Below are 22,496 nucleotides of genomic sequence, written 5' to 3'. Positions count from 1 at the left end.
CGGTGTGGAGGAACGATCACCAGTCGATTAGCTGCGGAAGCGGACTGACTGAGCTGCCGAACGATCCGCCAGCGTTCACCCCGGCCCCTCCGAGCGCCGCCTCGCTGCCCGACGTCGGCGTGCACTGCGAAACGGGCCTCAGGAACCAGCTGTCCAACCGTGTCCAGCCGCGTCCAACATCGCACTCGCCGCCCTCTCCCGATTGCGAGACTTGCCGTCCGTCCGGGCCGTCCGACTCCTGACCCGGCCGACCAGTCCCCTCGTGATGGGAGCGGTGAATGTCAGACCCTGTTGTCAGCCACCCGCGTACGAAAAGACCCAGCCGCAGGTCCCTGCTCGCGATGGCACTCGCCGTCGTGGCATCGGTGGCCTTCGTTCCGACGGCCGCGGCGGCCGGGCCGGTCGACCGACCGGCCCAGCCCGGAGGCGCGGCGGATCGGGCCCGCACCGACGGCCGGGCGGCCCTGGCTTCCCCGGGCAGCGTCGACAGGGACCGGGCGGGCGGGGCAGCGGACATGGCCGAGGCGATCGCCGGACAGCGGGGCATCAGCCGCGAGGCCGCCGAGAAGCTGCTCAGTGCCGAGAACGCCGATGTGCGACTCGCCAACCAGTTGACCACCGAGCTGGGCGCCAGCTCGGGCGGCGCGTACCTGTCCGACGGCAACCTCGTCGTCACTGTCACCGACGCCGCGGCTGCCGCGAAGGTGACCGCCGCCGGCGCGAAGGCGCGCATCGTCGAGCGTGGTGAGCGGCAACTCCAGTCCATCCAGCGGGCGCTGGAGGCCGCGCCGAGTGAACCGAACACCACCTGGGCGGTGGACCCGGCGACCAACCAGGTGGTGGTGAGCCTGCCGGCGTCCGGGGCGAAGAACGCCGGCCAACGCTCGGCGGCGCGCAAGTTCGGCGCGGCGGTGCGGTTCGAGACCAGCGCCGGCCAGATCCAGCCGAACGTCGGGATCTCCAGCGGGGACTCGTTGGGCGGCTGCTCAGCCGGGTTCACCGCCACCGACTACACCTTCAACTACATCATTACTGCCGGCCACTGCACCCAGGGTTACCCGCACTGGACACTGCCCAACGGGCAGGACGTCGGGCCGTCGCTGGAGAGCAACTATCCGGAGGACGACTACGGCCTCATCTGGATGAACGGTCCGTCGGTCTGGGCGACCGGCGTCATCAACCTGTGGAACAACACAAGCCGGAGCATCCACGGCTGGGCGACGGCCGTGAGCGGGATGTCGGTCTGCAACTCGGGCAAGACCACCGGATTCAGGTGCGGCACCGTGCTCAAGACCAACGTGACGGTCAACGGCGCCGGCGGCACCGTACGCCAGATGGTCGAGACCAACATCTGCACCCTCGGCGGTGACAGCGGTGGGCCGCTCTTCGCCAGCAACACCGCGTACGGGCTGAACTCGCACGCCAACCGGGTCGGCAGCCAGTGCAACTCCTCGCCGCGCACCTGGCACCAGCCGGTGGGAGAGGCAATCACCGCGTATCAGGTCGTCATCTACGGCGCGCCGTGACGAGCGTCGACCAACGAAGGAGACAGGGATGAGAACCGCATTCACCAGAGCCGTACGCCTCACCGCTGCGGCCGTCACGGCCACGGCGGTGGCCCTGACAGTGGCCGTCGGCCCCGCTCAGGCGGACCTCTGGCAGCACACCGACGGGTTCGAGGGGAACCCGGCAGCGGTGTGGGAGTTCCACCGCTCCGGAGCTGGGAGCGGAGCCTTCGAGCTGGGTACCGGAACGGCCCGGTCCGGTTCGAACAACGCCATTCTCACCACCTCGACCGGTGGCTGGTCCGGGGTGGGCAAGCTGCTCACGGTGGCGCCGCGTACCGCCGGGCACTCCACCACCTGCGGCGGCGGGTTCTTCGTCCGGGCAGTCAGCGGGCCGGCGGTGCTCAACGTCGAGGTGATCGATCCGGCGAGCTGGACCTACCTCGCGCTGCGCACCGTCCGGATCACCGACACCACGTGGCGACGGCATGACCTGGCCAGCTACGCGAACGGTCCGAACCAGGTGTTCGTACGGGTCTCCCTGCTCGGTGGCAGCGGTGCGGTGCGGGTGGACGACTTCGCCTTCCAGTGCAGCTACTTCCGCGCCTGAGCAGGTAGACCACTGCGGGGCCGGCGCCACGAGCGCCGGCCCCGCAGTCGGTGGCGACCTCGGACGGCTCGGTCCAGCGAGATTAGGAACGATCGTTCTTGACTGATCATTCCTCAATCACTAGTGTTCTGGACATGGGTCGCCCGCGGGGTTTCGACGAACAAGCCGTGACCGCCGCGGCAGCGGAGTTGTTCGCCGGCCGGGCCTACGACGGGGTGTCCGTCGACGATCTCGTCCAACAACTGGGGGTGCACCGCAACAGTCTCTACAAGACCTTCGGCAGCAAGCGGGGTCTCTATCTCGCCGCTCTGCGGTGGCACCTCGAGCACCGGCTGCCGTCGCTGACCGAGCAACTCGCCGCTGGCGCGGCGGTCGCCGACGACCCCGCCCTCGATCTGCTGTTGTTGGCCGCTGTCGAACGCGCCCCCAGTGACGTCGAGGTGGCAGCCCTGGTGGCCAAGGCGTGGCAGACGCTTGACCAGGCCCTGCAGCGAGCACCGGCGACCCCCGCCGACCCCCCTGCCTCGACTGCGCTGAACGCGCTGCTGGGCGAGCGGCTGCGGGCCCGTGCCGCCACGGCGTCGGCCGGCCCTTCGTAACCCCACTCCCGTACCCGACCCACCTCGCCCGGCGACGCTCGCGCCGGTGCCCCACCATGCCCGACGGCCGGTGCCGCCGGGCTGACGAAAGGACGGTTGTCATGGCCACTGTGCGCGTCGACGGCGACGATCTCGTCGTGGAGATCGAAGGTATGGACAGGTTGTGGTCGCTCAAGAGCCGTCTGGTGATCCCGTTGGCCAACGTCCGCGGCGCCACCGCCGACCCGGGTATCGCGGCCGAACCGAAGGGCCTGCGCGCACCAGGGACGAGTGTGCCCGGTGTGATCACGGCCGGCACCTTCCATCAGGACGGTGAGCGCGTCTTCTGGAACATTCGTGACGGTGCCCGCGCCGTCGTCATCGAACTCGCCGACGAGCGCTATGCCCGCCTGGTCGTGGAGGTCGCCGACCCAGCCGCCACTGTCGCCCTGATCGAGCAGGCGGTCCCGCGATGATCTCCTTCGGCCGGATGCCACGAACCGTCCGCCGGATCACTGTCGGCACCGTCATCCTGGGAACCATCGCCGCAGGAACTCTTCCCGCCACCGCCGTGCAGGCCATGCCGACCACGCCTGCCACGGACCGCGAGATCACCTTCACTGTGGACGGGACCACCACATACGGCACCCTGCACATCCCCGCCCACCGCCGGGGGCAGAAGATGCCTGCCGTGTTGTTGCTGCCCGGCAGCGGTCCGACCGACCGCAATGGCGACCAGCCGCCCGCGCTCACCCCACACACCCTCGCCAAACTCGCCGGAGCGCTGGCGCACGACGGAGTCGTCAGCCTGCGCTTCGACAAGTACGGCACTGGCCGGACCGGGCTGGGCGCCTACGCCGGAAGGCCCGAGACGCTCGACCATCCCGCCTTCGTCCGCCAGGCCGCTGCCGCGTACCGGCTGCTCGCCGGCCAACCCGAGGTCAATCGGCGAGCGGTACGCCTGATCGGGCACAGCGAAGGTGCGCTGACGGCACTGCGGGTCGCGGTCGCCGCCGAACCTCGTACGGCCGGAGTCGGGCTGTTGCAACCCCTGGCGAAACGGTTCCTCGACGTGCTCGCGCAGCAGTTGCACGACCAGCTCGCCGCTGCCGTCGCCGCGGGCCAGATGAGCCGGCAGGAGCAACTCACCCTCGGGCGCGCTGTCGACCGGGCCGTTGCCGATTTCCGGGCGCACCGCCCACCCGACACCAGCGCCATGCCGCCCGCGCTCGCCGATCTCTTCCGTGCCCTCGACGGCCCCAGCAGGCGCTACGTGGAGACAATCGACGCCATCGACCCTGTTGCTGTCGCGTACCAGCTACCCCGTCGGACTCCTGTCCTGCTCACCTGCGGAACCATCGACCCACAGGTCCCATGCCACATGACCACGCCGCTGGCAGTAGCGCTGGAACGGGCGCACACCAGGGGGCCTGGCCGAATCGTGCTGTCCGGCGTTGCCCACGATCTGACCGACCCCGCGAATCCGGACGTCCTCGCCCCGGCCACACTCGACGCACTGGGTCGGTTCATGAGGTACGGCGCCAGGTAGACGAGGCCCACGCTCAAGACCCCTTTCCACGTTCCCCCGGTGGGTCCTCTCCGGGACACCGGAAAACGCCCTGACCTCGACGCCCGCAGCCGCGCCCACGCGCGGCTGCGGGCCACTGCCGGAAATCGCAAGGTACGTCTGGATGATGCTCCCTCGTGCGCGGGCCCCATCAGCGGCTGGTCAGTGCACGGACCTCTGCGACCGCTTCGGCAAGGGCTTCCACTCCGTCAGCGATGGAGCGTTCGGTGAGGGTCGCGTAGCCGAAGATCAGCCCGCCGGGTCCGGCGGGGCTCAGTCGGTACCGGGAGACGCCCTGCACTACCAGTCCGCGCCGGGCAGCGGCAGCCACAATCGGGGCCTCGTCGAGGTCGTGCGGGAGCCAGGTGACGACGTGTTGGCCCGCCGCGACACCGACCGGTTCCAACTCGGGCAGCCGTGCGCGCAAGGCGGCCAGGAGTGCGTCGCGGCGACGGCGGTAGACCGGGCGCATGCGCCGTAGGTGCCTGTCGAATTCGCCTCGGGTGAGGAAGTCGGCGAAGGTCAGTTGGTCGATGACGGGCGAGCCGCGGTCGGCTCGTACCTTGGCCGCCGTGATGTCGTCGACCAGGTGGGACGGTGCCAGCAGCCACCCGAGACGCAGCCCTGGTGCCAGGGTCTTGCTCGCGGTTCCGCAGTAGACGACGGAGTCGGGTGCCAGCCCCTGCATGGCGCCGACTGGCGAGCGATCGTAGCGGTACTCCGCGTCGTAGTCGTCCTCGATCACCACGGCGCCGCGGCGCTGCGCCCAGCCGATGACCCGGGCCCGTGCGGTGGCCGACAGGACGCCGCCGGTGGGCCACTGGTGCGAGGGCGTCAGCACGACGGCGTCCGCCTCGGTCCGTTCGAGCTCCTCGACGAGGATGCCGTCCGGCCCGACCGGGACGCCGATCACGTCCACACCGAGGGCGGCCGCCGCGAGGCGGGCGTCGTCGTCAGCGGACGGGTCCTCGACTGCCACCCTGCGCGCGCCGCGCGCCGCGAGCACCTGGAGTATCAGCGCGACGCCTTGGCCGTAGCCACTGCAGATCACGACGTTCTCGGGGCGGGCCGATGTGCCGCGGACGCGGTTGAGATAGTCGATCAGGGCTGCGTGCAGTTCGGGTACACCGCGCCCGTCAAGGTAGGCGAAGCGTTCGTTCGGCGTGGTGGTGAGGACCGTTCGCACCGAGCGCAGCCAGGCTGCCCGGGGGAATGACGACACGTCGGTCCGGCCGTACCCGAAGTCGATCCGGGCCGCTGGCCGATCCCCGCCGCGCCGACCCGCCGAGGGAGGAGCCGGCTCGACGGCGACCTGGGTGTAGCCGCCCGCCCGACTGGTGAGGTAGCCCTCGGCGAGGAGTTGCTGGTAGGCCTCGACCACGACGCCGCGGGAGACTCCCAGATCGGTTGCGACGGTGCGGGTGGGCGGCAGGGACGTCCCGAGACGCAACCGACCGGACCGGATGCTGCCCCGGATCGAGGCGGCGATCTGCCGGTGCAGCGGTTCGGCCGCGGACCGGTCGACATGGACGAGCAGGTCCTCCGCCGTGCTCGAATTGGTTCTGGTTCGGGCCATGGAATCGGACCTTACCGAGTGTACCGATTTCCGTCAGGCTCAGACGTATGCCGACAACGACCAGTCCCCGCTTCGACGGCCGCCTCCTCACCCCCGGCGATCCGGGTTACGACGCGGCCCGCACCGTCTGGAACGCCATGATTGACCGTCGTCCGCGGATGATCGTGCAGGCCGCCAGCGTCGCCGACGTGGTGGCCGCGGTGCGCCTGGCCCGCGAACTCGATCTGGAGATCGGGGTGCGCTGCGGCGGGCACAACGTGGCCGGCCACGCCGTCCCCGCGAACGGCCTGATGATCGACCTGACCCCGTTGAACGCCGTTCGGGTGGACCCGATCCGGCGACGCGCGCGGGTCCAGGGCGGCGCGCTGCTCGGCGTACTCGATCGGGCGTCACAGCCATACGGCCTCGCCACGACCGCCGGTAACGTCTCGCACACCGGAGTCGGCGGCCTGACCCTCGGCGGCGGCATGGGCTGGCTCGCCCGCCAATACGGGTTGGCCTGCGACAACGTCGTCTCCTACACGATGGTCACCGCGGACGGGGAGGTGGTGAGAGCGAGCCGAACCGAGAACCCCGACCTCTACTGGGGCCTACGCGGCGGGGGCGGCAACTTCGGCATCGTCACCGACTTCGAATTTCACCTGCACCACAGCGGAACGCAGACCCTGGTCGTCGAGTTCGACTTCCGCGCCGAGGACGCCGTACCGGTGCTCGAAGGCTGGCGGGACCTCAACACCGTCGCGCCGCGGCAGGCGACCTTCACCGCCGACGTCCAGAGCACGCCCACCGGCCCTATCGCCACCGTCGGCTTCGTGTGGGTCGGCGACCCGGCACACTGTCACCGGCTGCTGCCGGCGATGCGCGCGCTCGGGCACCCGCTCGCCGAGCGGGTCACCACCCCCTCATACCTTCAATTGCAGCAACGCGACGACACCGTCGGTGGCCACGCCTACCGCCGGTACTCCAGTGCGCACTACCTGCGGCAGTTCCCCACCGCCGCGATCGAGGCGTTCCTGCTGCGCGGCGCGTCGGACCTGCACAACGGCACCGACCTGGCCGGCGTCGGCCTGCAGGCGCACGGCGGTGCCATCGCCGACGTCGCGGACGCCGACGCGGCGTTCAGCCACCGCGGCACCATGTTCGAGTTCGGCGCCGGCTCCCGCTGGACCGAACCATCCGAGGACGACATTCGGATGGCAGCGGCTCGCAGTGCCGGAGCGGCGCTCGCCCCGTACGCCGACGGCGTCTACGTCAACTCGCTCGCCGCCGACGAGGGGCAACGTGGGGTACGTCGCGCGTACCCGGCCGCCAAGCTCGCCAGGCTCACCGCACTCAAGACGATCTGGGACCCGCACAACGTGTTCCACCTCAACCACAACATCCGGCCCCACAGCCAGTAGCCCAGCCTGGTTACGGGCTGTTCGCGGCGTAGGAACGCGTCAGACCGTCCCGGCCCCGAGCCTCAGCAATGCGGCTGCGGCAGGGGGTCAGTCGTCGTCGTTCTTCTTCTTGTCGCGGTTCATGGCCAGGTCGAGCGCGAGGACGCTACCGATGATGAGCAGTGGGTCGACGCCGGCAGTGACCTGCACGGCGTAGGTGTCCCGGATGGTCAGCCACCGCTTGGAGACCGAGGCCACCTCGGTGCCGCCGCGTTCGATCACGTACTCGTGGTCGAGCAGGTCACCCTTCATCTCCAGGTCATCAGGCCCCGGCACGTCGATGGTGAACTTGTCGCGGAACGGCGTGAGCAGCTTCTTACGAACCTCTGCGGCCTTCTCGCCGCCGATGCGGATCTCGTACGTGGGCCGCAGTGCCACCAGGTGCCGGTGCAGCGTGGCGACCTCATGGCCGGCGGCGTCCTCGATGACGACCTTGTCGCGGACGCTGAGCACCTTGCCGTCGACGTGGAAGACCTTGGTGCCGTGCTCGTCGAGCACGTCGAAGTCGTCGCCGATCGAGAAGAACCGCTCCTTGATGACAAACATGATTTCGATTCTCCCCCACCGCACACCAAAGTGCCGGCCGAGCACTGCCTGCTCGTCCTCGCTCACCCCGGCCGAAAAGCCACGAGGCATCGCTGCGCGGAACTGACCGGCGAGCAGTGCATGCGCGGCAGCGGGCCCACTGCGGCACCCCTGAGCTGCTGCTTCGTCACGACCCCGGAACGGAAGACGCCGCACATGCGCAAATGATCACGGGACACGGCAGACCGCTTGCCGGCGCGCCGCCATAATGGACGACCGGGGGGTGGCCAGGTGGAATTCCGGGTCCTTGGCGCGGTCGAGGCGTACACCGCCGGCGCGCCCGTCGACCTCGGCTCCCGCCAGCAGCGTCTGGTGCTGGGGCTGCTCCTGCTGGAGCCCGGTCGCGCGCTGGCGGTGGACCGACTTGTCGAGCTCGTCTGGGGGTCCGACCCGCCCGCCTCCGCCCGAAGCACACTTCAGGCGCTCGTCTCCCGACTGCGCGCCTGCCTGCGCCGGGCCGGCAACCCGATGGACGCCGATCCACCCGAGGTCATCGAGATCCTGCACACGGGCGCGGGCTACCTCCTGCGAGTGGATCCGGGCTCGGTCGACGTACATCGCTTCACCGGCCTGGTCGCCCGAGCCCGGCAGGCCGATGACGAACGGGCGGTCAAGCTGTTCGACCTGGCGCTCACGCTCTGGCGCGGCGATCCGCTGGCCGACGTCGCCCCGACTGTTGTACGAGACCGGCTCTGCGTCGGCCTGCGGGAGATGATGTGGACCGCGGTTGAGGACCGCCTGGAGGCACTGGTCCGGTTGGGCCGGTCACGCGACGCGCTGGACGAGCTGAGCAAGCTACTCGCCGAGCATCCCTTCCGGCAGCGGCTGGTCGGTCAGCTCATGCTGGTCCTGCACCGGGCGGGACGCACCGACGAGGCCCTCGCGACCTACCGCGAGCTACGAGCCCGGCTGGTTACCGAATTCGGCCTCGATCCCACGCCGGAACTGCGGCAGATGGAAGCCGCGATCCTGCGGGCCGACGCCACGCTCGACGTCCCACTCGATTCGCCGCCACCCGCGGACCTGGTACGGCGAGGCTCTGGTGATCCACCCGCGCGGCCTGCGGAGCTCCCCCACGCACCCGGTGGTTTCGTCGGCCGGGGGCCGAACTGACAGCGCTCGACGCCCAGCTCGACGCCGTGCGTCGCCGCGGCGGGCCCGGCATCGTCGTCATCGACGGGATGGGCGGGATCGGTAAGACGGCACTCGCCCTGCACTGGGGTCATCTGCACCGCAACGACTTCCCGGACGGTCAGGTCTACCTCGACCTACGGGGGTTCAGCCCGGGCGACACCCCGATGCCGCCAGTGGAGGCGCTGCCCCGACTGCTGCTCTCGCTTGGCGTGCCACCATCGGACATCCCACCCACTGTCGACTCTCAGAGCGGGCGGATGCGCAGCCTGACCGATGGCCGGCGGCTGCTGATCGTGTTGGACAACGCCTACGACGCCGCACAGGTCCGACCGCTGCTGCCGGGGAATCTGGCCGGCCTCGTCGTGGTGACCAGCCGACGCCGCCTTCCAGGGCTCGTCGTCCGCGAGCAGGCGCTGCCGCTGAGTCTCGCTCCGCTGCGCCCGGTCGAGTCGGTGGACCTGGTCGCCGGGTGCCTACGTCGGTCCCGGCCTGACGAGCGCACGGCACTCGCCGAGTATTGCGGCCATGTGCCGCTGGCGATCCGCATCGTCGCCGCCCGCGCGTTGGACCTGCCGGAACGTCCGCTCGGCGACCTGCTCGACGAACTACGCGAGGGAAGCCGGCTTGACGCGTTCGTCGGGCCTGACGGCCCCGACACCAACCTCCGTGCCGTCTTCTCCTGGTCGTACCGTGGCCTGTCACCCCCCGCCGCCGAGCTGTTCTGGCGGATGGCACTGCACCCGGGCGAGAGTGTCGGCGTCCACGCCGCTGCGGCCCTCGCGGGCGTCAGCGTGCCGCGGGCCCGGGAGCTGACCGCCGAGCTGCACCGGGCCAACCTCCTTCAGCTTCCAGCGCCGGACCGCTACCAGTTCCACGACCTGGTGGGCGCCTACGCCAGGGAGTTGGCCGAGGCGCCGGAGAACGCGGCGCAGTCGCGACCGGTGTTCGACAGCCTGCTGAACTGTTACCTGCACACGGTCAGCGCCGCGGGACGGGTGCTGCAACCGCACCGGCCGCACGTCAGCCCAGCCCCGCCAGCCCCGGTCGAGGCAATGCGCGTCGAGACCTACCAGGCCGCTCTGGGCTGGTGCGAAAGCGAACGGACGAACCTGGTTCCGATGGTTCGCGCAGCGGCGTCGCGTGGCGCGCCGGCGTACGCATGGCAGATCGCCCTGGCCGCGTCGGCGTACTGGTACATCACCAAACGCAGGGAAGACTGGCGGATCGCGACCCGCATCGGGGTCGCCGCCACCCGTGCCGTCGGTGACCGGCGGGCTGAGGGTGCCCTGCTGGCCAGCCTCGCGACCGCGCTGTGCGAGAGCCGACGTTATGCCGAGGCCATCGACCTGTACCAGAAGTCGCTGCGATTGCACGAGGCCAGCGGCGACTGGGACTGGCGAGCCACCAGCCTGAACAGCCTCGCCGTCGCGCACGCGGAGGCGGGCCGCCCCGACGAGGCGCTGGCGACGTTCGCCCTCGCCCGCGAGGAACACAGGCTGCGGGGTAACCGACGGGGTGAGGGTGTGGCACTGCAGAACATGGCCCAGTGCCATGTGCTGCTGGGCCAACCCGGCGAGGCGATCGACCGCCACGAGGAGGCACTGACCGCGATGCGTGACGCGGGTGACCGGTACGCGGAGGCCATCTGCATCGCCAATCTCGGCGAGGCGCACGCCGAACTGGGCGATCACGATCGGGCGATCCGACGCTTCCGCGAGGCAGTGCGGCTGCACCTGTCCACCGGCAACGAGCACGGCAGGGCCCGGACACTGCTGGCCCTGGGACGGTCCCTGAGCGAGCGGGGCGACGACGAGGCCCGATCCTGTTGGCGACAGGCGCTCGCCGTCTTCAACGAGCTCGGAGACCCGGAGGCGGACGAAATCCGGGCGCTGCTGGGCGAGCCGGCGACGACCGACGGTTGACCTGATTCCCCCGACACGACCGGTGCCAGCACTGGTGCGCCACCAAACGTGGCCGCTACCAGCTTTCGCGTTGATGTGTCCGCTGCAAGCCTGCTGCAGGCGAGTTGCAAGCCGCCCCGCCGACAATCGGTCAGTCGGTTCCCGCTGGGCGGACGGCCAGCCGTTCTGGCCCAAGACTGTTTACCGGTCTGCCGAAGGTAGATGTGGCCGCCAGGCGGCGCGAAGTGTTCGGCAGACCGCGACCAGTAAACGGAGTTATTCGTGGGTTCACGCATCACGATCACCGCCGGTTCGCTCGCGATCGCGGTGACAATTGCCCTCACTGGGTGCGGCAGCCTCGGCAGATCGCACGACCCCGGAGGTGGCACGAGCGAGTCGAAGGAGACCGTTGGTGTCGCGGCGGGCACCCCCGAGAAACTCGGGGCACCGATCGGAAGCCAGGACATTCAGATCAGCGACAGCGGCAAGCTCTTCCTGGTCAAGGTCGAGCTGTACCCACTCCGTCGCGACAAGGGTTTTGTCACAGTCAACGTCCGTTTGACCCGCACGGATGCCGGCGACAACCCGGACCGTTGGCAGATTGCGAGCGCGTTCGAGGGTGACACGATCGCCCTGGCCTTCTCGGGCGTGACGTTGGTCGACCGGAAGAACCGCAAGCGGCACCTGGTCGCCCGGAGCGGGGACCAGGACGCGAAGCCCGGCCAGGTGAAGTATCTCGCTTCGTCGGGCCTCGCCTCGGTGTTCGTGCAGGCCGGCCAGTCGGTCGAGCTGTACGCCATGTTCGGAGCCCCACCGGATGACGTCACCGCCGTTGATGTCGTCATCCCCCGCGTGCCGGTCTTCGAGAATGTGCCGCTCGGTTAGCCGGCGGACAGCGCTGGCCGCCACGCTGACCATCTGCCTACTGGTCAGCGAACCGGCGATCGCCTGGTCCGCACCGATACCGACCCCAACCCCGCCGTCCGGCACCGTGCCTGGGCCACAGGCCACGTCCGGCGAGCAGGTGAGCGCGCCGATAGTGGACATTCAGGGCCCGGTGCAGGACATTTTCCTGCTCACCGGGGACGCCGACGGCACCAGCCTGCAGGCCGAGTCCAGCAGTCGGATCGAGCTGACACTCGCGGCGGATGTGCTCTTCGCCTTCGGTAAGGCCGATCTGTCGCCGGCTACCCGCGCCCGGCTGAACGAGATAGCCGAACGGCTTCGTACCCAGGCCAAGGGCACGGTTCAGATCGACGGTCACACCGACTCGGTCGGTGACGACGCGCAGAACCTGACGTTGTCCCGCCGACGGGCCCAGGCAGTGCGCGACGCGCTGAGCGCGGCACTCGTCGACGGCGGTGTCACCTACGAGATCAACGGCTTCGGGGAGACCAGGCCCGTCGCGCCGAACACCGTCGACGGCAAGGACAACCCGAAGGGCAGAGCCACCAATCGGCGTGTCGAAATCCGGTTCGACAAATGAGGGCCCCGGAGAGAGTTCACGGTGTCAGAACCTCTCCGGGGATTGCCCGCTGATCGCCCGGCGGCCACGCACCAATTGTTGACGGCATCTGACCAGTGTCGAATTCGGTCGTCATGCCACCGCGCGTCCACTCTGGCAAGCTGTCCCAGTGATGGTCGGTGATCTCTTGGGCGACAGGTATCAGGTCGAGAGCCGTCTCGGCGCTGGGGGCATGTCGGTCGTCTGGCGGGCGTGGGACCGCGTCCTCGAACGTGGGGTGGCAGTCAAGGTCCTGGCCGGCGCGCAGGCCGACGCCCGAGGCGCACGGCAACGCGTCCAGGCAGAGGCCAGGTCCGCAGCGGGCCTCTGGCATCCGCACGTGACGAGTGTGTACGACTATGGCGAGCACACGGATGCCGCCGGCCGCCAGGTGTCGTATGTGGTGATGGAACTGCTGCCCGGCCAGACCCTGTCCCAACGACTTGCCGCCGGTCCGCTGCCGCCGGCCACCGCGATGCGGACGTGCGCGCAGGTCGCCGAGGCGCTCGCCGCCGCGCACGAACGTCAGCTGGTGCACCGCGACATCAAGCCGTCCAACGTGATGCTGACGCCGGCCGGTGTGAAGGTGGTCGATTTCGGTATCGCCACCACTGTCGGTCGGCCGGAGCTGGAGGCGGACGGACAGCTGTTGGGTACCGCGGCCTACCTCGCGCCCGAACGGCTCGCCGGTGGCACCGTCCTGCCTGCCTCCGACGTCTACGCGCTCGGGCTCTTGCTGTACCGAACGCTGACCAATGAGCTGCCTTGGTCGGCGGAGACTCCCACGCAGATGTTGACTGCTCACGTGTACGTCGATCCGGCGCCGCTGCCTGACATCGAGGGAGTGTCGCCGGAGGTTCACCGCCTCCTCGACCGTTGCCTCGCCAGGGATCCCGCTGATCGGCCGGACGCGGCGGAGGTGGCCACGGCCCTGCACGGTCTGACCGAGGACGCCGAGCGGCGGGTGAAAGAGGCGGCCCAGCCGGCATCCGTCTCGCCCGTGTCCGCCCCGACTACCGCCGGTCCCTCTCCCGGTCGGCGTCGCCGCATCCCCAACGCCGTGTTGATCCCCGTTCTCATGGCGACGGCAGGGATCATCTCGCTTCTGCTCCCCCAGTTCGTACCTGCCGATGGCAGATCGGGCGAAGTCGCCACACGTGACGGTGCCACCCCACCCGACGCCGCCTTCGATGTGACTGTCACCGAGGTGCCTGCTCCCCGGCTGACGTCCGCGCAGCCCGCACCGGTCTCACTACCGAGCCGCGCGGTGACCGTTCCGGCTGGGCCGGCTGAAGCGACCGCTCGAGCCGGTTCCTCGGCCGGCCCCGGCCCTACAACGTCACCCAGTGCCGAGAGTCTGACGGGACCGTCCAGTGCCGCGCCGGCGCCGACCTCCCCGAAGCCAGGTACGCCCCTTCGGGCACTCGGTGGTGTGGTGACCGTGCTCTGCACCGGCGATCAGATTCGCGTTCTGGACGTCGCTCCTGCCACCGGCTACCGCCTCAAGGACTACAACTCGGGGCCGGTCAAGGAGATCCAGGTGGTGCTGCTGTCCGCAGGCAACAAGAGTGAGATCAAGGCGCGGTGCGAGGACGGCACGCCATTGCCGAAGATAAGGGAGAGCCGCCAGTGAGTGGATGACGTACGCAGATCGTCATGATCCAAAGTGCGTGCGGCCGGTTTCAGTCGTTGTCGGGTCGGCCCGATCCGGCCCCGACTGTCCGCAGGTGCGCCAGCCCCTGGGCCCAGGACTGGATCAGGGTGGTCTCGTGGTACGCGATGCCATGTTCGGCGCAGAACTGGCGGACCAGTGGCTGGGCGTGGCGCAGGTTCGGCCGGGGCATGCTGGGAAAAAGGTGATGTTCGATCTGGTAGTTGAGCCCACCGAGCAGTGCGTCGAGGAGGCGACCCCCGCGCACATTGCGGGAGGTGAGGACCTGACGGCGTAGGTAGTCGATGTCATCGGTCCCGGTCAGGATCGGCATCCCCTTGTGGTTCGGGGCGAAGGAGCTGCCCAGGTAGAGGCCGAAGAGTGCCTGATTGACCAGGATGAACACGATCGCCTGCGGAACGCTCAGGACCAGGAACACGACAGTGAGGTAGCCGGCGGAGTGCAGGAGGAGCAGTCCGGCCTCCGCTCGTCGGCGTCGGAGACCGCTGCGGAAGACGACCGCCCGGACGCTGGCGGCGTGCAGATGCAGACCCTCCACCATCAGCAGGGGGAAGAACAGCGCCGCTTGATGCCGAACGAACAGCGCGCGCAGGCCGCGCTGCGTCGCGGCCTGCGCGGGGGTGAAGGACAGCGGCGCCACCACGAGGTCGGGGTCGCGGCCCTCGGTGTTGGGATGTGCGTGGTGACGATTGTGCTTGTCGACCCACCAGCCGTAACTGATCCCGTTCACCAGGTTTGCACAGACATAGCCGATCACGTCGTTCGCCCGGCGGGATCGAAGGATCTGCCGATGCCCGGCGTCGTGTCCGAGAAAGGCCAGCTGCCCGAACAGCATTGCGACGCCAGCGGCGGTTGCCGTCTGCCACCAGGACGACCCGAGGCGGACGAACACGACGCCCATCAACGCGAGACCGACAAACACCACTGTCACCCGCGCCGCGTAGCGGCGGGGGTGCCGGTCGAGGAGACCCGCGCCTCGGACCAGCCGGGACAGGTCGGCGTAATCACTGCCCCGGTCACTGCGGGCGCCAAGATCTGTTTCACTCACCGTCGCCACTCCTCGTCAGCCACGCCAATCAGCTCCACTGACCCCGCCGTCAGTCGTGACCGGGGCACGTAGTGCATGCGTGGTCCTGCAGAAATCGATGAACGAACCGCCGCTGGCTTCAGTCTTTCGCAAAGCCGCCTCTCGCACGCCGAAACCAGCCCACCATGCGCCGCACGTGAGTGCGACTCGCTTCATGGATGCCTGACGATCAGTCGCAGCCCGTACGTGACTGCGCACAGCGGGAACACCACGATCCCGACAGGATCAGGCTCAGGGCAGCGCAGTGACGAGTTCTGCTGCCGGAGTGCGGAGTTGAGTGTCCTTGCTGGGCGGTGTGCCGAACATGCGACGGTATTCACGGCTGAACTGGGAGGGGCTGTCGTAGCCGACGCTGAGGCCCACACCGGTGATGTCTGAGGGGTGGCTGGCGAGCAGGAGCCGGGCTTCTTGCAGGCGGATGCGTTTTTGGAACTGGATGGGGCTCATCCCGGTGACTGTCTGGAAGTTGCGGTGGAACGCGGACACGCTCATGCCGGCGATTTCCGCCAGGTCCTCCACCCGGAAGGCGGTGGCGTAGTTCTCCCGGATCTGACGTACGACGCGGTTGATGTGGGCCAGTCCGCTGTCGGCGAGACCGAGCTGGCGGATGGCGGCTCCCTGCTCACCTCGCAGGAGATGCCAGAGGATTTCCCGCTTGACCATGGGAGCGAGGATCTTGCGGTCTGCGGGCTGCTCCAGCAGTCGCAGGAGGCGCACGATGGCGTCCAGCAGTGTGGGCGAGGCCGTGGAGACGGCAATGCCTGGCGATGCCGTGCGTGGGGTGGCCGGCAGGTCTCGGGGGTCGGCTTCCAGGAGGAGTTCAGCAAGCGCTGAGGGAGAGAGAGTCATGCCGAAGCCGAGGGTGGGCTGCCCGGTGTCCAGGACATGGCCGGTGACGGGGAGGTCGGCAGAGGCGATCAGATACTCACCGGGCCCATACTCGTATAGGTGCTCGCCCAGGGCGAGGCGTTTGCCGCCCTGGGCGATGACTGCGAGCACGGTCCCGGACATCCCGGCCGCCGACGCGTTCGGATGGTTGAACTTGCATACCCTGATGCCCTCGATCGACGTACTCATGTCGGGCCGCGCATGCCGGTTGAGAAGCTCACGCATTTCGTCCAGGGCAGACATGAGTCTATTCATGCACAAACCTCCACACCGTGGCGTTGACCTGGCAGGATTGAGCACACAGACGTCCCCACCAGGCAAGGCGGCTCGTGGGCGGCTGTCCTGGCTCGTCGCGCAACGAGCCGTGGGGCGGCGTCGCTCCCACCAGGAGTTGGTTCAGAGGTTCTGGCCTCCGGAAACTTCGATGTCCTGGGCGGTGATCCACCGGCCCTCCTCGGAGACCAACACGGCGATGACCATGCCGATGTCGTCGGGCTCCCCGACGCGGCCGAGAGTGAAGGTCTTCGCCAGTTCCGGGATGATCTCCGGGTTCCTGCTGAACGCGTCGTCAGCGAAGCGGGTGACGGTGGCTCCCGGTGCGACCGAGTTCACGCGGATGCCGCGGGGACCGAACTCCTTGGCCATGTAGCGGGTGATCACCGCCACGGCGCCCTTGAGAGCGGCGTAGACGGAGTATCCCGGCGCGGTCACCTGGGGCAGCGTGGAGTTGCTGGTCAGGTTGACGATGGCGCCGCCGTCGGCGAGGAGCGGCAGCAGGGCCTGGGTGAGGAAGAAGGGCCCCTTGAACAGGCCGTCCGTGAGCCGGTCGAATTCCTCCTCGCGGGTGTCCTCGATCATCGCCATTCCGGCGAATCCGGCGTTGTTGACCAGGTGGTCGAAGGAGTGCCGCTGGAAGGTTTCGCGCAGCACCTCGGCAACGGTCTCCCGGAAGGTGGCGAATCCCGCCGTATCGCCGAGATCCAGGTGCAGCGCCACGGCAGTGCCGCCCTGCTGCTCGATCCGCGCGACGGTGTCCTTGGCGCCTTGTTCGTTGGAGCTGTAGGTCAGGATGACGCCGGTACCACGCCGGGCGATCTGCAGGGCGGCGCTCTGGCCGATGCCGGAGCTGGCACCGGTGACGACGGCTACCTTCATTGTGTGCCTCCTGGGCCTGAGGATTCGTCGGAATCCGTGGGGAATGTGTCCCTTCCAGGAGACCGCTGTGCCGGACCCGCGAAAAGAGCGATCCTCTTCGTCTCTTGCCCAATCCTCTCGGATGGGCCGCGTCAGCCGACCCCGCTCCTGCCCGCCGCGCAAGGAGCGTCGGCCCTTGCCGGACGTGCCCGGCCCGTCGTTGTGCCTACGCGTGAGCAGGATCGTGCAAGGATCCGCCAGGATGCCCCTAGCAGCCCTCCCGGCGTGAGGTTTGACTTGCCCCAAAAGCCATTCCGTCAGGACGAGTGAGGCAGCCGACCATGACCGACACCACGGACAGAAGCTACGACGTGGGCGCGGTCAGGCGCGCTCTGGCCATCGGCCCGGGCTCGCCGCGCGAGGCCCGCACCATCGACATCACGACCCTGGGCCGGCGCACCGGCCGCCCGAGGCGCATCGAGATCTGGTTCCACCACGTCGACGGCCGCTGGTACCTCAGCGGGATGCCGGTGCCCCGAAGCTGGAACGCCAACCTGTCAGCGCACCCGCACTTCACCGTCCACCTCAAGAACGGCGTCCGGGCGGACCTGCCGGCCACCGCAGTGCCGGTCGAGGATCCCACGGTGCGCCATCGCGTACTGTCCGCGGTCGTCGCACTGCAGGACGAGCCCGGTTTGTGCACGCGCGTCACCCAACGCCAGCGCTTGGAGGACTGGCTCGAGCACAGCCCGCTGATAGAGATCGCCTTCGACGACGAACGGCTGCGCCAGCCGCTGAGTTGACCACACCGGACGACATGGAGCGGCAGTCTGCGCGCTACTGCTGGCCGCCGCCACCCTCGCCTGCGCCACGACACCCGAGGGCTCTGGGCCCTGACGGCTGTCCTCAGCCGGGGGATTTCCAGGCAGACGGTCAGGAAGTGCGGAACGACGCCGGCTCGGTCAGGCCGATGTCCTTGCAGTCGCATCGGGTGCCCTGGTCGTGGACCCAGCCTGGTCCGACAAGGCGTGACGAGATGCGGCCAGTGATACGGCAGGTCAGTTCCGTTGGAAGTGATGGACTCGTTCGCGAAGTTGTTGAGCATCGCCAACGAAAACAATGTCTCCTACACAGAGCTCTGCACCTAGGCCAGGGACATGGCCCTCGCTGACGCTGATGACAATCCGGTGCCACCCGTCCCGGTGGACGGATCAGCGGATACCGCTACCACCGACACCTGGGCGACGTCAGATCAGGGTCCTCCGGACGGCGAAGCGGTCAGGTCAGGAGCCCGGAAGTAGCGTGGAGAACGTCGAGGTCTTCGGACGGAAGGTGCAGGAGCCACCATTTTCGAAAGCCTCGACCCTGGTCGACAACCGGACTCGCCCCACCTCCCGCCCCCATTCGCGACGGGCTTGACACCGCAGGGGGCCAGGGGTTGACTTGCGGCTATGGACCCGGCATCAGCTGAAGGCCAGGAATCATATGCCCGGGCGAGTGTGGCTGACCGACAGATTGTCGCTCCACGGTGGTACTACGCGGTAATCGGAGTAATCGCAGGTGCCGCAACCGCGGCAAGCGGTCTTCTGTCGCAACAGATCGCGGGCCTCTTTCTCGTCATCGCGGCCCTATCCGTGGCAGTGACTAGCCGTATCGCGGCGAAAGTCTCGGGAACTCGTCTGCCTATTCCGGCCAGCGCCGCCGGCGTTGGTTATCTGGTCGCCCTCGCGGTCGTGTTGATCGGGTCCCTGATCGTGGTATGGACCGTAGTGCGCCCTGACGGCCCTTCCTGGCTCGCCTGGATGCTTGGCACTCTCGTGTTCGCGGTCGTACTCAGCGGCACGTGGGTGGCGAAGACGGAGCGTGCGGCGCAGCAATCGGCGTAGGCGTCGCTGACTGCCGCCGAGATGACCCGGGCGGGCGGCGCTCCTGCTCGATCACCGCTCGATTGGTATCGCTGCTAGGCGTATCGCCAGCTACGGTGCGGCTCCTTCGAATCCCTACGGCACCTACCGGGCTCCTGATGGGTTGGGCGGGATAGCGGCACCGCTGCTGGCGGCGGTAGCGGTCCCGATGCTCGGCCTGGCGCTGGTCCAGGCGTAGTGGAGACGAAGGTCAACGAGGGGTGATCAGTGGTGCGAAATCGGCGCGAGTGAGGGGCTGGTCGGACAGCGAACCGTCGGCGCGAGGCACTCTGAGAGGTCGGCCATCACGGGAAAACGTGACGGTGGTGACGTCGTCGCGGCTGGTAAGAGTGCAAACGATCTGCCCGAAGGCGAGGACCTCGTCGCTGCGGCCGGCATCGTCGCCGGGTTTGTCGACCACAATGCGGGCCTGGGTGCCGGTCAGTGTGACACCAGCGGCGTTGACCGCTCCCGGCAGCGCGCTGGTCAAGTCGGTGTCGCGTTCGGCCGCGGTGGGTCCGACCAGCAGTTGCCGCAGTTGATCCTCGATCGTTGGCGGTCGGTCGACGCGCCGGACGAAAGAGATGATGCGGTTGTCGCGGACAAAGCAGAGCGTTTCGGCGGCAGGGCCGACTGGTGCGCTGGTGTCGGCGGGCGCGGAGCTCTGGAATGGTCCTTGCGGTGCCCGCACCACCCGGGGGGCATCATCGGTGGGAATGCTGCAGCCGGTCAGCAGCACGGCAAGCGCCAGCACGACGAAATGACGATGGTTCATGGCAGGCTCTCCGGCAGTGTGACACGGAAGCAGGCGCCTCCGCCGGACCGGTCACCGACGGTGACGTGTCCGGCGTGTGCTGCGGCGTGCTGTGCGACCAGCGCGAGTCCGAGCCCTGTGCCGTCGTTTGTGCCGCGGGTGTGAGCTGCTCGTCCCCGGACGAAACGGTCGAAGATCGCCTCGCGGTCCTCGACGGGCACACCGGGTCCGTCGTCCTCGACTTCGATGATGCCGGCGCTACCGTCGCGGCCCAGCCGGACGCCTGCAGGACCGCCTCCGTAGGTCACCGCGTTGTCGAGCAGGTTCGCCAGGACCTGTGCGACACGGCGTCGCTCAACCAGCCACGTCGCCGGCACGTCGGGTGCGAGATGGACGAGCGCCGTGGGCAGGTCGAGGGCGCGGCAGGCATCGCGGGCCAGCGCGACGACGTCCACGGAGGCCCGGTGGGCGGGCTGGTCACTGCGGGCCAGGTCGATCAGGTCGTTGACGAGCCGCTGGAAACGGTCGATCTCGTCGGCGACGAGCCCGGCCGCGATGGCGGTTCGTTCGTCCTGGTGTTCCCGACGACGTGCCAGCACGCTGGCCGCCGCGGCGAGGGTCTGCAGTGGTGAGCGCAGCTCGTGGCTGACGTCGGCGGCGAAGCGCCGGTCCCGCTCGATGCGGTGCGCCAGCCGGTCGACCATCTGGTTGAACGACGAGGACAACCGGGTCAGGTCGGGGTCGGTGGTTTTGTCGAGGCGGGCGGTGAAGTCACCGGCGGCGATCTTTCCGGCCGCGTCGGCGACCGCCGTCAGCGGCCGTAGCCCGTGCCGGGTGGCGTACCAGCCGAGCGCCGCGCCGGAGCCGGCGACCATGATCGCGACGGTGGTCAGCGCGAGCGCCAGAACCTGGAACGTCTGTTCCAGCTCCCGGAGCGAGTTGACCTCGAAGTACGTCGCCGACGCCGACAGGGGCACTCCGACGACCAGGACAGATTGGCCGTCGACACGTACCCGCTGCACTGCGGGCTCACCGGCCCCGACGACCCGACGCAGCTCAACCGGGATGGCAGCGGTGGTGGTGGGGTCGGCGGTACGGGCATACCACTCGCCGTTCAGGTGCAGCACCGGCCGCCGACTCCCGCCCGTGTCCAGCGACCGAAGCACCTCCACCACATCGGGGGTGTCGGTGTCGAGCCCGGCACGAACGACGGTGGCGTCGAAGTAGGCGGCGCGCAGGGCGGTGCGTTCCCGCTCGTCGAGTAGGGACCGGCGGGTCAAGTCGTAGGAGACCAGGGCCATCGACGCTGAGAGCAGGAGCGCGCCGACGGCGAACGCGACAGTGACCCGGGTACGCAGTCCGAGGCGTCTCATCGTTGCAGCTTGTAGCCCAGGCCCCGCAGGGTGACCAGGTGCCGCGGGTTCGCCGGGTCTGACTCGATCTTCTGCCGCAGGCGGCCGACGTGCACATCGACGAGCCGTTCGTCGCCGCTGTCGTACCCCCAGACCCGTTCGAGCAGTTGCTGGCGGGACAGCACCCGGCCGGCGTGCTCGGCCAGCTCGCACAGCAGCCGGAATTCGGTGCGGGTGACCGGTACGGGTTGTCCGGCTCGACGCACCTCTCCCCCGTCCGGGCTGATCTCCAGCTCGCCGACCACGAGCACGGGCACGGGCTCCGGCGACTGCCCCGCGACGCCGGCACGGGCGCGACGGCGCAGGGCGCGCAGCCGCGCGGTCAATTCCTTGATCGCCACCGGTTTGACGACATAGTCGTCGGCGCCGGCTTCAAGAGCGGCGACGATGTCGTGCGTGTCGTCACGGGCGCTGACCACCACGATCGGCACGTCGTCGTCACGGCGCAGCTGCCTGATGCACTCGAAGCCGTCGAGGCCGGGCAGCATCAAGTCGACCAGCACGTAGTCGGCCGGGTCGCGGCGCTGCACGCGCAGGCCCTCCTCGGCCGTGGCCGCGCCGAGAGCGTCGTAGCCCTCGTCCTCGAGCGCGAGCAACAACGCCAGACGGATTCGGTCGTCGTCCTCGATCACCAGCACGGCCGTCATACCGGGAATCATCCCCACACGACCAGCTCGGCGGCCAACCGTGGCGGCCGGTTGGCAGATTTGTCACGGAACTGTCACAGATCCGCGTGGTGACCGCCAAGCCGGCACGGCAGGGTCCTAGACGACCGCGTCCGTGAAGGAGAGGGGTGTGCCCGTGACAGGGCCTCTGGCAACCACGCCGTGCACGCTGCCGCTCGTCGAGGTGTGCATCACCGAGTTCGACCTGGCCTGCCTGCCGGCGACCGGAGCAGTGTTCGACCGCCTGCTGACCCTGCATCCCGCACAGGTCGTGGTCGACCTGTCCGGGTGCCGGCACATCGACGCCGCTGCCATCGGCCTCCTGCTGGATGTGCACCGGCGGCTGGCCCGCGCCGACGGCGTCCTCACCGTCCGCAATCCGAACCCGCGCATCCGACGCATCCTGCACACGGCCCGTCTGGACCAGATTCTGCCGGTCGTCGACACTGCCTCGTCGTCGTCCTGCACGCCCACGACGGGACAGGAACCCACCTCCACCCCACCGGCGTTGGTCGCTCATGGCCGCGCCGCGGTAAGAGCCCCGCACTGACAATCGCCAGTGGTCTCACCTCTCCCACCAT

21 protein-coding genes and 1 pseudogene are annotated in these 22,496 nt (G+C 68.9%); 14 read left to right on the top strand and 8 right to left on the bottom strand.

What is annotated here, in order from left to right; all coding sequences use genetic code 11:
• Positions 1-278 precede the first annotated feature (278 nt).
• The 5 genes from AB0B98_RS08840 to AB0B98_RS08820 all read left to right on the top strand — a co-directional run bounded on the left by AB0B98_RS08840 (position 279) and on the right by AB0B98_RS08820 (position 4,242).
• Positions 279-1,526, top strand: a complete 1,248-nt coding sequence (locus AB0B98_RS08840) for a S1 family peptidase (RefSeq protein ID WP_357361616.1) — start codon at positions 279-281, stop codon at positions 1,524-1,526.
• 28 nt (positions 1,527-1,554) lie between these two features.
• Positions 1,555-2,115: a hypothetical protein gene (locus AB0B98_RS08835; protein ID WP_357285409.1), complete on the top strand. Its 561-nt coding sequence runs from the start codon at positions 1,555-1,557 to the stop codon at positions 2,113-2,115.
• A 134-nt stretch (positions 2,116-2,249) separates the two neighbouring features.
• Positions 2,250-2,714, top strand: a complete 465-nt coding sequence (locus tag AB0B98_RS08830; protein WP_357361615.1) for a helix-turn-helix domain-containing protein — start codon at positions 2,250-2,252, stop codon at positions 2,712-2,714.
• A 101-nt stretch (positions 2,715-2,815) separates the two neighbouring features.
• Positions 2,816-3,169 carry a hypothetical protein gene (locus tag AB0B98_RS08825; protein WP_238668053.1) on the top strand — a complete coding sequence of 118 codons (354 nt, stop codon included), beginning with the start codon at positions 2,816-2,818 and terminating at the stop codon, positions 3,167-3,169.
• Between the two features lie 14 nt (positions 3,170-3,183).
• Complete coding sequence (locus AB0B98_RS08820; protein ID WP_357361614.1) at positions 3,184-4,242, top strand: alpha/beta fold hydrolase; 1,059 nt, start codon at positions 3,184-3,186, stop codon at positions 4,240-4,242.
• A gap of 169 nt (positions 4,243-4,411) precedes the next feature.
• Here AB0B98_RS08820 and AB0B98_RS08815 read toward each other — a convergent pair whose 3' ends face one another.
• Complete coding sequence (locus tag AB0B98_RS08815) at positions 4,412-5,836, bottom strand: PLP-dependent aminotransferase family protein (RefSeq protein ID WP_357361613.1); 1,425 nt, start codon at positions 5,834-5,836, stop codon at positions 4,412-4,414.
• A 47-nt stretch (positions 5,837-5,883) separates the two neighbouring features.
• Between AB0B98_RS08815 and AB0B98_RS08810 the strand changes: the two genes are divergently transcribed.
• A complete protein-coding gene (locus AB0B98_RS08810; RefSeq protein WP_357361612.1) occupies positions 5,884-7,236 on the top strand; it encodes an FAD-binding protein in 1,353 nt (450 codons plus the stop codon).
• A gap of 87 nt (positions 7,237-7,323) precedes the next feature.
• On the opposite strand, the gene AB0B98_RS08805 is transcribed toward AB0B98_RS08810, so the two are convergent.
• Positions 7,324-7,821, bottom strand: coding sequence for an LURP-one-related family protein (locus AB0B98_RS08805; protein ID WP_357361611.1), 498 nt, complete (start codon positions 7,819-7,821; stop codon positions 7,324-7,326).
• A 270-nt stretch (positions 7,822-8,091) separates the two neighbouring features.
• Here AB0B98_RS08805 and AB0B98_RS08800 point away from each other — a divergent pair, with 270 nt between their 5' ends.
• The 5 genes from AB0B98_RS08800 to AB0B98_RS08780 all read left to right on the top strand — a co-directional run bounded on the left by AB0B98_RS08800 (position 8,092) and on the right by AB0B98_RS08780 (position 14,032).
• The gene (locus AB0B98_RS08800; RefSeq protein WP_357361610.1) at positions 8,092-8,973 is read left to right on the top strand and encodes an AfsR/SARP family transcriptional regulator; all 882 of its coding nucleotides are present in this window, start codon (positions 8,092-8,094) and stop codon (positions 8,971-8,973) included.
• 26 nt (positions 8,974-8,999) lie between these two features.
• Positions 9,000-10,916, top strand: a complete 1,917-nt coding sequence (locus AB0B98_RS08795) for a tetratricopeptide repeat protein (protein ID WP_357361609.1) — start codon at positions 9,000-9,002, stop codon at positions 10,914-10,916.
• A gap of 261 nt (positions 10,917-11,177) precedes the next feature.
• Positions 11,178-11,780 carry a hypothetical protein gene (locus tag AB0B98_RS08790; protein WP_238668059.1) on the top strand — a complete coding sequence of 201 codons (603 nt, stop codon included), beginning with the start codon at positions 11,178-11,180 and terminating at the stop codon, positions 11,778-11,780.
• Positions 11,764-12,381 carry an OmpA family protein gene (locus AB0B98_RS08785; protein ID WP_357361608.1) on the top strand — a complete coding sequence of 206 codons (618 nt, stop codon included), beginning with the start codon at positions 11,764-11,766 and terminating at the stop codon, positions 12,379-12,381. Before AB0B98_RS08790 ends, AB0B98_RS08785 begins: the two co-directional genes overlap by 17 nt.
• A gap of 151 nt (positions 12,382-12,532) precedes the next feature.
• Entirely contained in the window at positions 12,533-14,032 is a 1,500-nt protein-coding gene (locus AB0B98_RS08780; protein WP_357361607.1) for a protein kinase, read from the top strand.
• Positions 14,033-14,081: 49 nt separating this feature from the next.
• Here the strand turns inward: AB0B98_RS08780 and AB0B98_RS08775 are convergent, their stop codons facing one another.
• From AB0B98_RS08775 to AB0B98_RS08765, 3 genes are all read right to left on the bottom strand, one after another.
• Complete coding sequence (locus tag AB0B98_RS08775; protein WP_357361606.1) at positions 14,082-15,119, bottom strand: acyl-CoA desaturase; 1,038 nt, start codon at positions 15,117-15,119, stop codon at positions 14,082-14,084.
• Positions 15,120-15,389: 270 nt separating this feature from the next.
• Complete coding sequence (locus AB0B98_RS08770) at positions 15,390-16,301, bottom strand: AraC family transcriptional regulator (RefSeq protein WP_357361605.1); 912 nt, start codon at positions 16,299-16,301, stop codon at positions 15,390-15,392.
• Positions 16,302-16,442: 141 nt separating this feature from the next.
• Entirely contained in the window at positions 16,443-17,201 is a 759-nt protein-coding gene (locus tag AB0B98_RS08765) for an SDR family oxidoreductase (protein ID WP_357361604.1), read from the bottom strand.
• A 320-nt stretch (positions 17,202-17,521) separates the two neighbouring features.
• Between AB0B98_RS08765 and AB0B98_RS08760 the strand changes: the two genes are divergently transcribed.
• On the top strand, positions 17,522-17,983 hold the full coding sequence (locus AB0B98_RS08760; protein WP_357361603.1) for a nitroreductase/quinone reductase family protein: 462 nt from the start codon (positions 17,522-17,524) through the stop codon (positions 17,981-17,983).
• Positions 17,984-18,244: 261 nt separating this feature from the next.
• Positions 18,245-18,328: pseudogene (locus AB0B98_RS08755) on the top strand (DUF2610 domain-containing protein); the annotation flags it as partial.
• A gap of 967 nt (positions 18,329-19,295) precedes the next feature.
• Here AB0B98_RS08755 and AB0B98_RS08750 read toward each other — a convergent pair.
• The 3 genes from AB0B98_RS08750 to AB0B98_RS08740 are packed head-to-tail and all read right to left on the bottom strand — an operon-like array spanning position 19,296 to position 21,897.
• A complete protein-coding gene (locus AB0B98_RS08750; RefSeq protein ID WP_357361602.1) occupies positions 19,296-19,859 on the bottom strand; it encodes a GerMN domain-containing protein in 564 nt (187 codons plus the stop codon).
• Complete coding sequence (locus AB0B98_RS08745) at positions 19,856-21,211, bottom strand: HAMP domain-containing sensor histidine kinase (protein WP_357361601.1); 1,356 nt, start codon at positions 21,209-21,211, stop codon at positions 19,856-19,858. The genes AB0B98_RS08750 and AB0B98_RS08745 overlap by 4 nt, the downstream gene beginning before the upstream one ends.
• Positions 21,208-21,897 (bottom strand): response regulator transcription factor, encoded by a 690-nt coding sequence (locus AB0B98_RS08740; RefSeq protein ID WP_238668067.1) that lies wholly within the window; start codon positions 21,895-21,897, stop codon positions 21,208-21,210. The genes AB0B98_RS08745 and AB0B98_RS08740 overlap by 4 nt, the downstream gene beginning before the upstream one ends.
• Positions 21,898-22,051: 154 nt before the next feature.
• On the opposite strand from AB0B98_RS08740, the gene AB0B98_RS08735 reads away from it, so the two are divergent.
• Positions 22,052-22,465, top strand: coding sequence for an STAS domain-containing protein (locus AB0B98_RS08735; RefSeq protein ID WP_357361600.1), 414 nt, complete (start codon positions 22,052-22,054; stop codon positions 22,463-22,465).
• Positions 22,466-22,496: the final 31 nt, after the last annotated feature.

The sequence above is a fragment of the Micromonospora sp. NPDC048947 genome, assembly GCF_040649495.1.
Lineage (GTDB): Bacteria > Actinomycetota > Actinomycetes > Mycobacteriales > Micromonosporaceae > Micromonospora > Micromonospora alfalfae.
The sequence above is the reverse complement of the archived record's forward strand: the minus strand, read 5'-3'. Positions and strand labels throughout refer to the sequence as shown.

Coding starts and splice junctions, on each gene's coding strand:
- AB0B98_RS08815 (WP_357361613.1), bottom strand. CDS start 5,836: ATGGCCCGAACCAGAACCAATTCGAGCACGGCGGAGGACCTGCTCGTC.
- AB0B98_RS08740 (WP_238668067.1), bottom strand. CDS start 21,897: ATGACGGCCGTGCTGGTGATCGAGGACGACGACCGAATCCGTCTGGCG.
- AB0B98_RS08835 (WP_357285409.1), top strand. CDS start 1,555: ATGAGAACCGCATTCACCAGAGCCGTACGCCTCACCGCTGCGGCCGTC.
- AB0B98_RS08765 (WP_357361604.1), bottom strand. CDS start 17,201: ATGAAGGTAGCCGTCGTCACCGGTGCCAGCTCCGGCATCGGCCAGAGC.
- AB0B98_RS08825 (WP_238668053.1), top strand. CDS start 2,816: ATGGCCACTGTGCGCGTCGACGGCGACGATCTCGTCGTGGAGATCGAA.
- AB0B98_RS08830 (WP_357361615.1), top strand. CDS start 2,250: ATGGGTCGCCCGCGGGGTTTCGACGAACAAGCCGTGACCGCCGCGGCA.
- AB0B98_RS08810 (WP_357361612.1), top strand. CDS start 5,884: ATGCCGACAACGACCAGTCCCCGCTTCGACGGCCGCCTCCTCACCCCC.
- AB0B98_RS08745 (WP_357361601.1), bottom strand. CDS start 21,211: ATGAGACGCCTCGGACTGCGTACCCGGGTCACTGTCGCGTTCGCCGTC.
- AB0B98_RS08750 (WP_357361602.1), bottom strand. CDS start 19,859: ATGAACCATCGTCATTTCGTCGTGCTGGCGCTTGCCGTGCTGCTGACC.
- AB0B98_RS08820 (WP_357361614.1), top strand. CDS start 3,184: ATGCCACGAACCGTCCGCCGGATCACTGTCGGCACCGTCATCCTGGGA.
- AB0B98_RS08840 (WP_357361616.1), top strand. CDS start 279: ATGTCAGACCCTGTTGTCAGCCACCCGCGTACGAAAAGACCCAGCCGC.
- AB0B98_RS08805 (WP_357361611.1), bottom strand. CDS start 7,821: ATGTTTGTCATCAAGGAGCGGTTCTTCTCGATCGGCGACGACTTCGAC.
- AB0B98_RS08770 (WP_357361605.1), bottom strand. CDS start 16,301: ATGAATAGACTCATGTCTGCCCTGGACGAAATGCGTGAGCTTCTCAAC.
- AB0B98_RS08785 (WP_357361608.1), top strand. CDS start 11,764: ATGTGCCGCTCGGTTAGCCGGCGGACAGCGCTGGCCGCCACGCTGACC.
- AB0B98_RS08760 (WP_357361603.1), top strand. CDS start 17,522: ATGACCGACACCACGGACAGAAGCTACGACGTGGGCGCGGTCAGGCGC.
- AB0B98_RS08780 (WP_357361607.1), top strand. CDS start 12,533: ATGGTCGGTGATCTCTTGGGCGACAGGTATCAGGTCGAGAGCCGTCTC.